Below are 13,731 nucleotides of genomic sequence, written 5' to 3'. Positions count from 1 at the left end.
CAGAACCTAAGATTCCATCCATAAACCCATCCAGGCGCTGTTTTCTGCGACCAGCACGGTTTCGCATTCTTTTATCCAATCGGTTGGGGTTGCTTTATCAATCTGTATTTTTAGCTTGAGGTTTTCCAGCCGGTTAGCGGTTGCACGGTAGATCGGGATCAGCTTGTCAAAGCGGGTGGCTTCCAGATGCGATACCACAACACCGCCTAACGTGGTTAGCACAGCGGTAATGGCTGCCAGATCAATATTGAGAAGAGGGGATGCGGCGAGTGCAGCGATGATGGCAGCGAGGAGCGAAAGCATCCATTCCAGCGCGTGCAATCGTTGGGAGTAGGTGTCATATTTCGTCGACCGATCGCGGTAATACTTGATTTGCTTATCGATCCGCTGCTCCACATATTCATTTAGACTCAGGTCCTGCCTGGGGCAACTCCCCAAACCTTTAACTATCCGCTCAAAAAGAAGCAGATCATTTACCTTATTTTCAATCTCACCTTTCTGATTCAGCAGAATTTTGTCGCGTGTTTGAGGATCATGGTAGGGGCCAGACTGGGTAGCGTAGAGAAAAGCCTCTCTTTTTAATGCTTCCGACGCGATGCGTGCACGCAAGTGGCGGTCGAGGACATCTTTGTTCAGCCATCTTGCAGTGATAAACGTGACAAATGCAAGGCTGACCGCACTGAGTATAGCCAGATAAGTGGCAATGTTGGGGTTGATTTGCTGGACTGCGAATGCGGCAAACAAAGCACCTAGGAATGAAGCAATAAAGGTGGAGTAACGTGCGCGATCGGTGGCTGATTTTAGAGCATTCGCTGTTTCTGACCAGATCGCCTGACGGTCAGCAACGGATTCTAAGATAGACATTATAAGGCCTCCTTTTTTCCGAATGGTTGCAGGCAGGTACATATCCTTATCGTTGCTAAGTAATCTTTAGCTATTCTATTGTAATATTCCAATTCATTGGAAAGCTGTTTTAAAATGGGGTTTCTCACAAGATGAAAAAATATTTGGCGTTATTTCATTTTCAAATCAAAAATGACGCAAAGGCGAGCCGCAGACAGTATAAATAATACGGCAAGGTGAAGCAGACAATGTCAGTTTTGATTTAGAAATGGAATTAAAAGTACTTGCAGGTGGTGAGCATGCTTAGTGCCCAGAATTGCTCAAGGTAGATATCGATGGTGAAACGCATTATGTTACTCTTACGTTGCGAAACAACTGGCAGAAAGGCTGGAAGTCAGCTTTGAGTCCGAGGACAGCTTGAACACAGCCGCTGGTAGGTATCTTTTTCAAATCTATTATGGCGAATGGGAAAAGCGGCAAGGAGATTGAATGAACATATTTCTCGCATTTGCATTCAGGGACGTGGACAAGCCTTTGGTCAGTTATATAGATCGGCTGCTTGCTAGTCAATTCGTGCAAAGCAAAACAGGGGAAAACCTTGGTGGTGAGATGCTGACACCTATAGTGCAAAGACGCATTGAAGATAGTGATGCACTAATAGCGCTGCTTACAAAACGTGATCAACTTGCTTCGGGTGGCTGGACTACCCATACATGGGTCAAGGACGAGTTAGCATGGGCACGTGGAAAAGGTAAACCGGCTATCGCGCTAATTGAGGAAGGTGTGGCCATAGACGGCATGTTCCAGCCTCATGAATATATCCCCTTGCAGCGGGAAAATCCGCTGGAGGCCATTTTGAGACTCGCAGAGACAGTGGCAGGCTGGCAGCAGGAGGCTGGTCGATCGATCAAGGTACAGCTCGCCCCTGAAGATATTGCAGCAAAGCTGGGAGAGGGTGAGATTCCATGCCGGCATCGGCTCTGGCAAAAAGGTAAATTTACTGATTGGAAAGAAGTCATTCCGGTACCCGAAACTGGCGGCACATTTATATATATTGACGGGGTGAGGGAAGATCAGCTTATCCAGATACGTGTGGAAGAACCTGGCAAAGTCTGGCAATCACCAGCCACTTCACAGTGGATGATGATTCAACTCAAGGCGGGAGGTACTAATAAATGAGTATTTGTATCGAACAAAGCTCGACTTATGCAGGTAATAGGCGGTGGAATTGGTCGGTATGGATCACCGGCTCTACGGCAGATCTGGACCAGATAGACCACGTGACGTATACCTTACATCCAACATTTCCTAACCCGGTCAGAGAAATTCATACAAGGAAAGGGGGATTTCGATTAGAGTCCAATGGCTGGGGTGAATTTACCATTTATATTGATATTGCATACAAGGATGGTAAGCATCAACAACTCAGCCATGATCTGCGACTGACGTCAGAGATTGATTCTGAAGATAATACGGAGCAAGAAGGTAAAGAGTTAATTTCGGACATAGGTAAAGTTATGCCAGTTCTTAAAAATACTGCACAAGCATTCTCTCGCAAGGCGATCGATGTAACTGTAAAACATCTTCCTCAAAAAATGATATTCATTTCAGGAGGAGCTGCTGATGCCGAAGTATTAGGACATCTACGTGAGTCCTTGAAGAAGCTGAATCTGTGTATTAAGGATGCGACGGATGTTCCTGCCGGTATCCCATTGCAGACTTACATCGACAGCCTTATTGCCAAAGCAGATGTCGTCGTCTTCGTGATATCCGGGCGCCCCAGTCTATGGCTTTGTCAGGAAATTGAATCTGCTAAACACAGTAATAAACCTTTGATACCGATCCTTGTCGGGCAAGATAGCCACCTGCCAGCCAGTTTGAGTAAATATCAATATTTCCGCATAGATAACCTAAATAATATCACTGACTTAGCTCATAAATTATTGAAGTATCTCTAGTTTATGTTTCTAGGTTTTTACTGCAGAAGGGTATGTGCCTTGATGGAGTTGCAACACTAATTTGAGGTATTTGCTAGTTCTAAACTCAATAAGTTCAGTTCTTTGGGGTTCTGGAATAAATAATTCCATTTCTAAATCAAAACTGACATTGTCGGCTTCACCTTGCCGTATTATGGATACTGTCTGCGGCTAGCCTTCGCGTCATTTTTGATTTAGCAATGGAATAGGGTTTCGGATATTTTTTACCTGATGGTCTATTCGTTAACATTATGCTGAATCAGTTGCTTATTTAAAAGGTGTCGTCATGAATCCTTATTGCTTTGTTATCACTTCGTTTGGTAAGAAAGAAAACCTCAATGACCTGAGGTCGAAACAGTTGGCGGGGCAGCATGATCCTGTACAGAAGATTGATTTCGATAAAATCTACGATGATCTGATCAAACCTGCCATAATCAAAGCGGGCTTGGAGCCTCTGATAGAAAGAGAAGAAAAGGGCTTCGGGTCTATTCACAAGACGATGTACGAAAAAATCATTTTGTGTGAATTCTGCATCGCTGATCTGACTAATTTGAATCCGAACGCCTTTTATGAGCTCGGTATGCGTTATGCGGTTAAACCGTTTACCACGATTCCGATTATCGCTTCTTCTCATTTTCCGCTGCCTTTCGACATTGGTTCTAACCGTACCTTTCCATACCAGGTGGACAAGGATTTTAATCTGTCTGATAAAGAAAATGACATAAACAAGCTGGCGGATATCCTGCAGCATGCCAAGAAGAACAGGTCAACCGACAGTCCGCTATATGACATGATCAATGGGATTGCTTTCCAAAATGCAGTGGCCCATGAAAAGACGGATATTTTCCGGGAGAGAGTCAAATACGATGAAGCAATTAAAAAGGAATTGGCCTATGCCCGTAATTTAACAAATGATGACCCGAGCAAGATCAAATCGTTACGAATTGAGGCTATTAATCGGGTGATTGATAAATATAAGCCGCTTGAAAACATGGAAACAGCCGTATTGATTGATATCATGATTTCCTACCGGAACATTGAGGCCTTCAATGAAATGTATGACTTTATTAAACAATTACCCCGCTATGTGTTTGAAACCGTGATGGTGCAGGAGCAATATGCCTTTGTTCTCAACCGCAACGCTGGCAAAGCAAGACCCGTTGATGAAGTGATGATACAGGAAGCTGAATCAGTTCTGAGAAAGCTGGAACAGGAAGGGAAGGCGAGTAGTGAATCTTATGGCATTTGGGGAAGAATACACAAAGACAAGTTTGAAAGGGCCTACAAAGCCGGCAATATCAATGAGGCTAAATTCCATCTAAAGAACGCCTTAAAGTATTATGAAAAGGGATTTGAATCTGATCCGCGCGATGCCTATCCGGGTGTCAATTATGTCACTTGCCTGGAATTGCTGGGAGAAAGGGAAAAAGCGCTGCGTTTAGCGCCTGCGGTAGAGTATGCCGTATGTGCCAAGATGAAACGAAAGACACCTGATTACTGGGACTATGCAACCTTACTCGAATTGGCGGTGATCGAAACTAGATATTCCGAGGCGGAGACATTTTTTTATGACGCTAAACCTATGGCAAGCGAAAGCTGGATGTTTGGTACCACAAAGGACAATCTGAAGAAAATCCTCAATTTCAGAAAAGCACGAAATGAAAATACCGATGAGTTGGAGAAAATTATAAACTTATTCGGTTAGCCAGCAGAGGTTTGCTGGCCTTGTAAAGTATTATATCGCTGACAAGAATAAAACTCTGTCCAATATAAAGCGCACTTCAATATACATACGTCCTTGAGGTTCAAGGGTTATGTAATGGCATCATTTGGTTTATGGCTTTAGTTTTAACAATCGATCCAGTCTACCTCGGGCTAGAAACCATCGATCAACCAAGTAGAGGTGGATGTTGGCCAAAATATAGCCTATAGCAGCAATGGCAAATTTAAGTAAGGCGCTTTTCGCTTCGTCCCCTGGGTTTAGCCAGCGGGATATCGGTAGAAGAAAGCCAATGAGTGCCATAATACTCAAGGTAATCAAAGCCCCTACTGAAAATGCCGGAATAACCGTTGTATCCCAAGCCAGCACTATCAGAATACCCAAACCCGCCAGGACAAGCATCCCAGTGAGTGCAGCCAGAATCTTGTAAACCAGTATCAAATCCCATGCTTTGAAGAAAAGCTTGCGTGCGACATGCAATTGCAAATTTAGATCTTTGCTTTGAGCATTGGTATCTGGTTGCAGTGCAAGGAGGGGTTCCAACGGCCTGAATGGCCACTCTACTTCAGCCGCGTCAATCTGATAGCTACCCCAAGTGCCGGGATTACCATCTTTGCGGTGTTGCTCCTGCATCAATTCAAATTCGCGCTTGGCGATTCGGTAGCCGCTCGCCATCAATGCATATGCTTCGACTTCAGTAAACGCATCCAGATCAGTACGCATGCCGGCAATCTTTTTTTGTAATTCCCGATCCACCCCATAGGAAGTTACGTTGCTTACTGGTTTTGCTGGTATCTGCGGATCCTGGCAGTTAATCCAGTCTAGCGGGGCCGTTTCCAGTTCTTTCTTTGTATGGACAAAAAACAAACCATTTAAAGCATGACTATCCAGGCGATTAAGTAAATCCAGATATTCAGCTTCTCGCACCCGGTCCTGCAGAATACGGTTAGCGCGTAAAATAGCACCTACAGGCGTATCGGATGGGTTATGAACATCATTCATCTGTCCACTTGCATCACTGCATAGAATACGAGTACAACCTTCATCGAGCAGACCAGCTACACCCTGGTTATCATGCACACCACCATCCACAAGTCGAACAATGCGCTCTCGGTAAAGGCCGGAGATAGTGAGAGGTTCAAGCAAACCCGGCACACAAGCCGATGCAGCGACGGCATAGCCTAGGCGGTATTTTTGCAAATCTTCAGGTGCATCTTCGTAATACATACGCCGATAGCGCTCGTTGGCATCAATTTCTTCCTCGATCAAACTGGGTGGCTCGCCCATCGAGCGGGCGGTAAACTGCCAGTTGTGACCGGAATTGAGGGAGGTGCTGTTAAGGACTAATACGGGAACTTTGGCGCGTCGTAACCAGTTGGAAAATTTCGGTTTGAATGAGGCTGCATCGGATTCGCCCTTTGGCTGCACCAACAATTCAGCCATCGTTCGTGGTGAGTCATAAGCATGGCCATCGTTTACTTTCTGATACAACTCGGATTCATACAGCTCACCGAGCCGATGACTGCGTGAGTAGTGTTTTTTGCGAAAAAGGACATCCAGATTATCCTTCAGTCTTGCGAAAGTTTTCATTCTGATATTGGTCTGGACACTTTCCATAAATTTTTCTTGAATTCTCCGGATGATATCGATGTAATCCTCGCGCGTAATTTCATTGTCTGATTTGGTTTGCAGCAAGTTTTGCACTTCAAGGTAATAATATGCGCCGAGAATGCTGCCGCCAGATACAGTGGACAAAGCCTCCACGCTGCGCAGGGCATCGATCTCCGCTAACCGTGCCATTACGCCTAAATGGAAAAAGGAGGCACGGAACCCTCCGCCCGAGAGCGCGAGCCCAACTTTACCGGTGCTTGTTGTAAATGCCCGCAAGGCATTTTCTTTGCCTACCACCACAGAGAGCGCTTGCCAGGCTGGATGCCAAGCAGCGGGATTGTCTGTTTCTTGTGGGATAGCGATCCCTTGCAGATTTGTGATTTGCAGCAGTTGGAGAAATAAGGTTTGTTGTTGCCAGGGGTCAGGTTTGGCTTCATTTGCCTTGGAAAGCCATTCACCGGCTTTCGCATAATCCTGCATGCCAAAATATGCTTCAGCCAGCGTAACTTGATACCAGAAGAGATTTTCTTTATCTAGGTTTTGATCTTCAGCTAGCTGTTTGGATATTAGCTCAGCAATTTGCTGCCGTAATTCTGTTGCTTCTTTTTGCAAACGCTTTGCTTCATTTAACGAAGTACCGCTGCGTTGTGCAATGAGTCTAGCTCGATTTGCCAGCACATCCAGAATAAATGCGGCATTGATGCCGCCATATCCCATATCCTGTTGTCGGTTGCGCTCAAAAGCAGCGCGGTAAAAAGACAGAGATTCATGCAAATCCTCTAATTGGCCAAATTGCTGCCATTTGCGTTTGTATATGGCACCTCCCACACCCAGGGTTTCCGCATTCTTGTTGTTAGGGTCGCGCAAACCAATTTCTTCCAACAGAACCAGAGCTTGATCCAGACGCGTCCTAGGGGGGAGTTCTTCATTTTTATAGATGCACTGAGCTTGTTGCTGGATGATCCAAACTTCACTCTGGGCAATATCTTCTTGCCACCACACTTTTTCTGACCCATCTACTTGTTGGTTGTTTTCCTGCTGCTGACGCAATGTGCGTTGTTTATCCCGCGCCAGATTTAATAATTTACTTGCTCCATAGAATGCTGAGTGTTTTTTCAGGGTTTTGACATACTGTTTGACCTGCTGAATATCATCGGGGCAACCCTGTTGTAGGATTTCTTTTTGTATTTCTGCAACGACCGATTCCTGCATCTGCTCAGATTTATGTGCCATGAGATTCCCCTTTCACTTTTTGCTTATGCCAGATTTGAGAATAGCCGACAGCAAGATTAACCGATAATACTAGGTTGTGAGAGGTCAATATCTAGCGTTCAGCCAACTGTACATCCAAAATTGTGATTAAATTACATTGAACCATGAGCAAATGTGTTTTTCCAAAGTGTTATAGCAATAACAAACTGCAGGGGCTCTGAATCAGTCCTGTTTTGTCGGCCCCACAGGTATAGAGCTGGGAGCAAAGTAGTTTATCTTTACCCCACAAGAACTGGCATCGGATTCATGAATATTGTATCGAATGTTTTTTGCTGGTGCATTACTCAGATAGGGTTAGCAATTACCGGATGGGAGGCAGCTGGAATAGATTATGTTAAGTATTTGTGCACATTCTTGGCTTAACCGCTTACAAACTCTTTTGCTGGTTTGTTTGTTGCTGAGTGTTTTTATTCTCGCTGGCTGGTTATTATTTGGCGAAAATGGTTTATGGATAATTGCTCTGATCAGTGTGATCATCGTGTTGATGGAACCTGCATTAGGTTCGCGATTGACGCTGGCGCTCTACCGCGCCCGCCCCATTGCACGCCATGAAGCGCCGGAATTATGGCAAATCATGACGTTTCTCGCAGCACGCGCCGAATTGAACAATGTGCCCACGCTATACTATGTTGCAAGCCCCATGGTCAATGCATTCACTGTCGGTAGCCGCCAGCAGGCTGCTATTGCGCTTACTGATGGTTTGTTGCGTCATTTGTCGACACGTGAACTTGCTGCTGTGCTGGCGCATGAAACTGCTCACGTGGCAAATGGCGATCTTTTAGTGATGGGTTTAGCAGATTATATTAGTCGTCTGACAAGCATATTATCACTGATTGGCCAGATATTGTTATTTTTAGCGTTACCTTCTATTCTGTTCGGTTATGCAACCATTAACTGGGCTGTGCTGTTCCTGCTACTCTTCTCACCCCATTTGGTTGTGCTGTTGCAACTGGGGCTTTCGCGTGTACGGGAATTTAACGCTGATCTGAGGGCGAGCGAACTTACCAAAGATCCCGAAGCACTAGCATTGGCGCTCGCCAAGATCGAACGAGCCAGTCAATCTTGGCGTGCCGTTTTATTTCCTGGCTGGGGCAATCCTCAACCTTCCTGGCTTAGAACACATCCCGCGACGGAAGAACGCATTAAGCGTTTACTATCACTTCGCGCTACTCCCACTATTCAGTGGCCTGCTCAACCCATTTCCTTTACATCGCATGGGCGGGTGCGTTCTTCACCGCGCTGGTATTTTGGTGGCTTCTGGCGTTAGCACTGTGCCAAGTTTACGCGCCTGGCTGGAGAATGACGTCGGTCTCTCTTGTTTTCCCATCGCGCAAGATGGTCAGCTGCACTCGATCGCCCACGTTGAAATCATCTATTATTGCTAGCAGTTTAGAGACGGAATCTACCTGCTTACCTTGTATGGCTACGATCACATCCTTCGGAATAATACCGCCATCCGGGGTTAAGCTGGCGCCTTCCAAACCCGCTTTATCAGCCGCTGAATCAGGGGTTACGCGGAACACGACTACCCCCTCAATATCCAGCATGGCTGTAACGCGTGCGTTGAGGCGTTCATCAACTTCAATGCCCAGTGTCGGACGTATGTATTTACCCTTGGCGATGATTTGGGGTACCACGCGCATCATAGTGTCGACCGGCACAGCGAAGCCGATACCAACAGATGCTCCACTTGGACTATAGATTGCAGTGTTAATGCCAATCAGGCGACCCGCTGAATCCAGCAGAGGTCCGCCCGAATTTCCAGGGTTAATAGCTGCATCGGTCTGAATTAAATGTTGAATGGAAGTCGTGCCGCTTTCGCTAGGGAGCGAGCGATCCAGTGCAGAGATAATCCCCGTGGTCAATGTCCAGTCGAGCCCGAAAGGATTACCAATGGCAAAGACTTTTTGTCCTACTTTTAAATCATGACTGGTGCCAATTGGAACAGGAGGAGGGCGTTTAAAGCCTATGCCGATTCTTAAGACGGCTATATCATGTGCTGGACTCACACCTACCAGCGCAGCTTTATAATCACGCCCATCAGCCAGCTTAACCGTTGCTTCACTGGAGCCCTCGATCACATGGAAATTCGTGACGACATGACCCGCATCATCCCAGATAAAGCCCGAGCCTGTGCCTCTAGGAATGGCAAAAACATTGCGTGTCCAAATATCTTGAACTAACCTGGATGTTGAGATAAATACCACCGAGTCACGGGATTTTTCGAAAAGCTCAATAGTTGCACGTTCGTCTGCGGCCAGGTCGCCGCGTGCAGTCACCGTGCGGACACTACTATATTCAGGTGTGAAAAGTGACTCGATCATGGGCAGCGAACGCCACAGCAGCATCAAAATAATAACAGCCAACGTCAACGCTGCCAGTCGACGCACAAAGAAATCAGAACCTGGAGGGCGAGGAGGGATGGGGCGCATAATGATTTCTCTTAGTAATGAAAATGATTTATGACTGAGATAAGACCTGGGACACTACATTTTAGTAAGAAAGCTTACGGCTGAACAGTGAAAATAGTCTTGTAAAAATTGAAAAAACTATGGTTACACGATTAACTATAAGTCTATGACATGTCTTCTCATTTTTTGGTATATTGGGCAAATAAACAACGGGTTCTTATCTGGCGATATCTGATTTTGCTAGGTATTTTTACTTTTTAAAATAAATTTTATAGACAGTACGCCATGCCATATTCGATTATAATCTCATTATTTGTCATCCTGACATTCCCAGCAGTCCTGTATGCTGACAGCAATAAGGAAGTGACGGGTTTGTGGTTAAGCAAAAAAAAGGACGTTGCCGTGCGATTAGAATACTGCGATAATGAGAATTTGTGCGGTCACATTGCCTGGCTCAGCCCTGAAGCCAATACAGAAAATCCGGCACTCTGTGGCACTAAAGTATTGTGGAATATGCGATCAAAAAAGGGTGACCCTACTGAATGGGTAGGAGGTACCCTTTACAAAGCGGATGAAAATAAATATTACAGTGCCAATTTACGTCTGGCAGATGAAAATACTATCAATTTACGTGCTTATATCGGTATTCCGATGGTTGGCAAGACTAAAAGGTTGACCCGCACAACAGAAAGCACGCATCCACCTTGTCATTTATCGGCTAAAGATTAAGTTATTATTTAATCCTTATCAGGCAGTAAAGTTGATTATTCCATTTCCGAATCAAACGTGACGCGAAGGCGAATCGCAGACAGTATCAATCATACGGTAAGGTGAAGCCGACAAAGTCAGTTTTGATTGAGAAATGGAGTAAAAAATCTCTCAGTAAAAATTAGAGCTAATCAGTTGATTTTCAATAGCTAAATAAACTCTGTCTCTTCCGGAATTTTTAGCCGCATACAGGGCTCTATCTGCTGCTTTTACCAGCTGTTCATCACTTTTCATTGCTGCATCTTTTAAGGCAATGCCGATACTGATAGAAATCTGAATACGGGTTTCATCAATATTGATTTCTTGCATTTTTACATGCTGACGTAGCCTTTCTGCGAGAGGAAAAGCAGATTTCGCATCGGTGCAGCCATTCGGACAAATCATCAAAAACTCTTCTCCTCCTATACGGCAAAAAATTTCTCCCTTACGGGTAATATTTCGGATGGAAGTAGCCACCTCTTTGAGTACCTTATCACCGATGGCATGACCATAGGTATCATTGATTTTTTTGAAATGATCAATGTCGATCAGCATGACTGCGATGGATTGACCAGAACGGTTAGCGCTATTCCAGGCTCCAGTTAATGCTTTCATGCCAGCACGACGATTAGGTATGCCTGTCAGCATATCGGTTAGTGCATCATGTTTGAGCTTCTGGTTAGTGACAGCCAATTCAGCGGCAAAACGTTTGAGATGAAGTTGGTCACGTTCCCAAGCTTCTTGTAGTTTTCTATAATGCCAGGCAGCATGTAATCTGGCACGAAAGGCGGGAACATTGACTGGTTTTGTCACATAATCATTAACCCCGGCTTCAAAAGCCTCTACAATTTTCTTATCATCTTCGTAGCCTGTAAGCATGATGATGTACATATTTTGACCCCAGGCTGTAGTGCGTAAGGCTCGAGTTAGTGCCAGGCCGTCCATGACTGGCATAGCCCAGTCTGTTACGATAATATGAGGCATGATATCCATGGCCAGTGATAATGCCTGTTTGCCATTAGTGGCTGAGAATACGGTGTAACCGAGCATATCGGCCAGCACCTCTTCAGCAGTTTCAAGGCCGAATGGATCATCCTCAACTAAAAGTACCTTCCAAGGAGCGTCGCTCGTTGTCATTTCCAGGTAGGGTACAGAAGCGCTGATCATATTATGGAAAGACGGAAGCTTGATGGTTTTTACCTGAAGTATTTTTCCACAAGCGTGCCATTCCTGAATAATCTGGTCTATAAGGTTGCCAAATGATTCTGTGTCAAGACCAATTTTTCCACTGAGTAACATAAGCTCAGAAATTCGAACAGTACGCTCTGATTCCGAAGCTAGTCCAAAATCAGCGATTTGTTTAGCTAAATATATCAGGTTCACGAGTTGAAATGGATAAGAACCTTCAGAAAAGCCCGACTCTGCGGGTATTTCATGGTAATAAACCGCTTCTACCAAAATCTTGGGAAGACCAAAATCACTCAACAGGGTGGCGGTTAATTCGTTGTGATCCGTCTGCAAATACTGCTGCTCAAGTGTAGCCAGAGAAATACTCGAGTTTTGTTTTTGCTTGATTAATGTAGCGTATTTATCTGGATGAGTGGTAGCCAATGCTAAACACCCGATACGTGCCATTAAACCACAAGCAAATAGCTCATCTTGTGCGCAAATTCGAGCTGTTTTACCTAATTCCTGCATAGCAAGCGCCATCAACAACGAATGTGACCAAAATTCTTGATAATCAAACCCATTAACGGAACCACTTCGAAATTGATCTACCAGTGAAAATCCTATAGTTAATTGCTTGATAACGGGTATACCCACAAGAGAAACAGCCTCTGATAGTGAGGTAACAACATGGGTAGCCTGGTTTGATACATTAGCTAGACGAATAAGGTAGCTGCAGAGCACTGAATCAGTTTGAATGAGCCTGGCAATTTCACTGTTTGGCGCATCTTCTTGATGGCAAGCTTCTAATAATGCCTGTGTGGTTCCCTTGAAACTGAGAAGTGATGAGCTAAATTTTAACTCATCGCTATCAGCTATTCTCATAGCGTGATTCATTTAATTCCTTATATAGCTGTTACGGTGAAATCAAGATTTTCTGGCCGAGTAGTGATTGCCCGAATAGTAGTAAGATGAGCCTAATCATCGAGCAAACTATCTGTAATATCCTGATGAATCTTGATATTACTAAAGTATTACTAAGGAAGATATTGTAAATATTTCATGGAATTATGATCTATATCAAAATAAGCTTATGCAATCTGGTTTATAATATGACTGCGATTTATTTAATTATGTAAAGCATTATCCAATTTAAGTATACTATGATAAATAATTATTAAATCGATAATTCGACAGCTAATTAGACTTTATTTAATTATTTTGGTAACAAATCCAAATGAATCAATATATATTAATTTTATTTTTATAATAAAATTCAATAGGTTATGATTCGAGTAGCATGAGATTCCTAAATTAACACATGGCGGCATAAGAGGCCTGGGTGTGGAAAGCTCAATTCGAAAGAGAGTTATTCTGAGGTAACAGGTTTAAAGGGCGGAATAAAAATGGGTTGATAATCGACTGACAGGATATCGAGTCTCTCGGTGCCGGCAGGCGTGAGCAGAGTAACAGTATCACCTTCCCGCGCAGAGATCAGCGCGCGCGCTGCAGGAGAGATCCAGCTGATATAGCCGCTCAAGGGATCGATTTCATCTATTCCGACGATAGAAACGGTTTTTTCATGGCCGTTTTGATCAGCATAGCAGACGGTTGCACCAAAAAAGATACGTGAGGGATCTTCACGCGGTGCTGTCGGATCGATGATTTCAGCCATATCCAGCCGTTTGGATAGAAAGCGTAGCCGCTTGTCTATTTCACGCAAACGTTTCTTCCCGTAGAGATAGTCGCCATTTTCAGAGCGATCTCCATTGCCAGCGGCCCATGCCACCATTGCAGTCACATCAGGTCGCTCTTTATTGAGCAGCCATAAATATTCTTCTTTCAGACGAGCATAACCACCTGGAGTAATATAGTTCTTGCTAGCAGGCGGGAGTGGCGAAAGAAATACTTCTTCATCAAACTCGTCAGCTGTATCCGTTTCTTTGACAAATGCTTTGCTCATGTAAGTATTGCTCTGTTTCAA

At 44.5% G+C, this 13,731-nt stretch carries 10 protein-coding genes; 5 read left to right on the top strand and 5 right to left on the bottom strand.

Annotation, left to right across the window (positions count from 1 at the left end; translation table 11 throughout):
• Positions 1-6: 6 nt before the first annotated feature.
• Positions 7-864, bottom strand: coding sequence for a DUF4231 domain-containing protein (locus AAW31_RS14420; protein WP_046850766.1), 858 nt, complete (start codon positions 862-864; stop codon positions 7-9).
• A 468-nt stretch (positions 865-1,332) separates the two neighbouring features.
• Between AAW31_RS14420 and AAW31_RS14415 the strand changes: the two genes are divergently transcribed.
• From AAW31_RS14415 to AAW31_RS14405, 3 genes are all read left to right on the top strand, one after another.
• Positions 1,333-2,022: a hypothetical protein gene (locus tag AAW31_RS14415; protein WP_046850765.1), complete on the top strand. Its 690-nt coding sequence runs from the start codon at positions 1,333-1,335 to the stop codon at positions 2,020-2,022.
• A complete protein-coding gene (locus AAW31_RS19170; protein ID WP_052752278.1) occupies positions 2,019-2,801 on the top strand; it encodes a pYEATS domain-containing protein in 783 nt (260 codons plus the stop codon). The genes AAW31_RS14415 and AAW31_RS19170 overlap by 4 nt, the downstream gene beginning before the upstream one ends.
• 304 nt (positions 2,802-3,105) lie before the next feature.
• Complete coding sequence (locus AAW31_RS14405) at positions 3,106-4,524, top strand: TRAFs-binding domain-containing protein (RefSeq protein WP_052752277.1); 1,419 nt, start codon at positions 3,106-3,108, stop codon at positions 4,522-4,524.
• 129 nt (positions 4,525-4,653) lie between these two features.
• Here AAW31_RS14405 and AAW31_RS14400 read toward each other — a convergent pair whose 3' ends face one another.
• Entirely contained in the window at positions 4,654-7,383 is a 2,730-nt protein-coding gene (locus tag AAW31_RS14400) for a patatin-like phospholipase family protein (protein ID WP_052752276.1), read from the bottom strand.
• Between the two features lie 370 nt (positions 7,384-7,753).
• On the opposite strand from AAW31_RS14400, the gene AAW31_RS14395 reads away from it, so the two are divergent.
• On the top strand, positions 7,754-8,689 hold the full coding sequence (locus tag AAW31_RS14395; protein WP_046850764.1) for a zinc metalloprotease HtpX: 936 nt from the start codon (positions 7,754-7,756) through the stop codon (positions 8,687-8,689).
• Between the two features lie 13 nt (positions 8,690-8,702).
• Here the strand turns inward: AAW31_RS14395 and AAW31_RS14390 are convergent, their stop codons facing one another.
• The gene (locus tag AAW31_RS14390) at positions 8,703-9,854 is read right to left on the bottom strand and encodes a S1C family serine protease (RefSeq protein ID WP_046850763.1); all 1,152 of its coding nucleotides are present in this window, start codon (positions 9,852-9,854) and stop codon (positions 8,703-8,705) included.
• A gap of 264 nt (positions 9,855-10,118) precedes the next feature.
• Between AAW31_RS14390 and AAW31_RS19165 the strand changes: the two genes are divergently transcribed.
• Entirely contained in the window at positions 10,119-10,562 is a 444-nt protein-coding gene (locus tag AAW31_RS19165) for a DUF2147 domain-containing protein (protein ID WP_052752275.1), read from the top strand.
• A 150-nt stretch (positions 10,563-10,712) separates the two neighbouring features.
• Here the strand turns inward: AAW31_RS19165 and AAW31_RS14380 are convergent, their stop codons facing one another.
• A complete protein-coding gene (locus AAW31_RS14380; protein WP_046851811.1) occupies positions 10,713-12,632 on the bottom strand; it encodes a GGDEF domain-containing response regulator in 1,920 nt (639 codons plus the stop codon).
• 484 nt (positions 12,633-13,116) lie between these two features.
• A complete protein-coding gene (gene greB, locus AAW31_RS14375; RefSeq protein ID WP_046850762.1) occupies positions 13,117-13,710 on the bottom strand; it encodes a transcription elongation factor GreB in 594 nt (197 codons plus the stop codon).
• Between the last annotated feature and the right edge of the window lie 21 nt (positions 13,711-13,731).

The sequence above is a fragment of the Nitrosomonas communis genome (assembly GCF_001007935.1).
Lineage (GTDB): Bacteria > Pseudomonadota > Gammaproteobacteria > Burkholderiales > Nitrosomonadaceae > Nitrosomonas > Nitrosomonas communis.
The sequence above is the reverse complement of the archived record's forward strand: the minus strand, read 5'-3'. Positions and strand labels throughout refer to the sequence as shown.

What these genes read in the sequence shown, in the direction of transcription:
- AAW31_RS14420 (WP_046850766.1), bottom strand. Translation starts at nt 864, where the DNA reads ATGTCTATCTTAGAATCCGTTGCTGACCGTCAGGCGATCTGGTCAGAA.
- AAW31_RS14415 (WP_046850765.1), top strand. Translation starts at nt 1,333, where the DNA reads ATGAACATATTTCTCGCATTTGCATTCAGGGACGTGGACAAGCCTTTG.
- AAW31_RS19170 (WP_052752278.1), top strand. Translation starts at nt 2,019, where the DNA reads ATGAGTATTTGTATCGAACAAAGCTCGACTTATGCAGGTAATAGGCGG.
- AAW31_RS14405 (WP_052752277.1), top strand. Translation starts at nt 3,106, where the DNA reads ATGAATCCTTATTGCTTTGTTATCACTTCGTTTGGTAAGAAAGAAAAC.
- AAW31_RS14400 (WP_052752276.1), bottom strand. Translation starts at nt 7,383, where the DNA reads ATGGCACATAAATCTGAGCAGATGCAGGAATCGGTCGTTGCAGAAATA.
- AAW31_RS14395 (WP_046850764.1), top strand. Translation starts at nt 7,754, where the DNA reads ATGTTAAGTATTTGTGCACATTCTTGGCTTAACCGCTTACAAACTCTT.
- AAW31_RS14390 (WP_046850763.1), bottom strand. Translation starts at nt 9,854, where the DNA reads ATGCGCCCCATCCCTCCTCGCCCTCCAGGTTCTGATTTCTTTGTGCGT.
- AAW31_RS19165 (WP_052752275.1), top strand. Translation starts at nt 10,119, where the DNA reads ATGCCATATTCGATTATAATCTCATTATTTGTCATCCTGACATTCCCA.
- AAW31_RS14380 (WP_046851811.1), bottom strand. Translation starts at nt 12,632, where the DNA reads ATGAGAATAGCTGATAGCGATGAGTTAAAATTTAGCTCATCACTTCTC.
- greB (WP_046850762.1), bottom strand. Translation starts at nt 13,710, where the DNA reads ATGAGCAAAGCATTTGTCAAAGAAACGGATACAGCTGACGAGTTTGAT.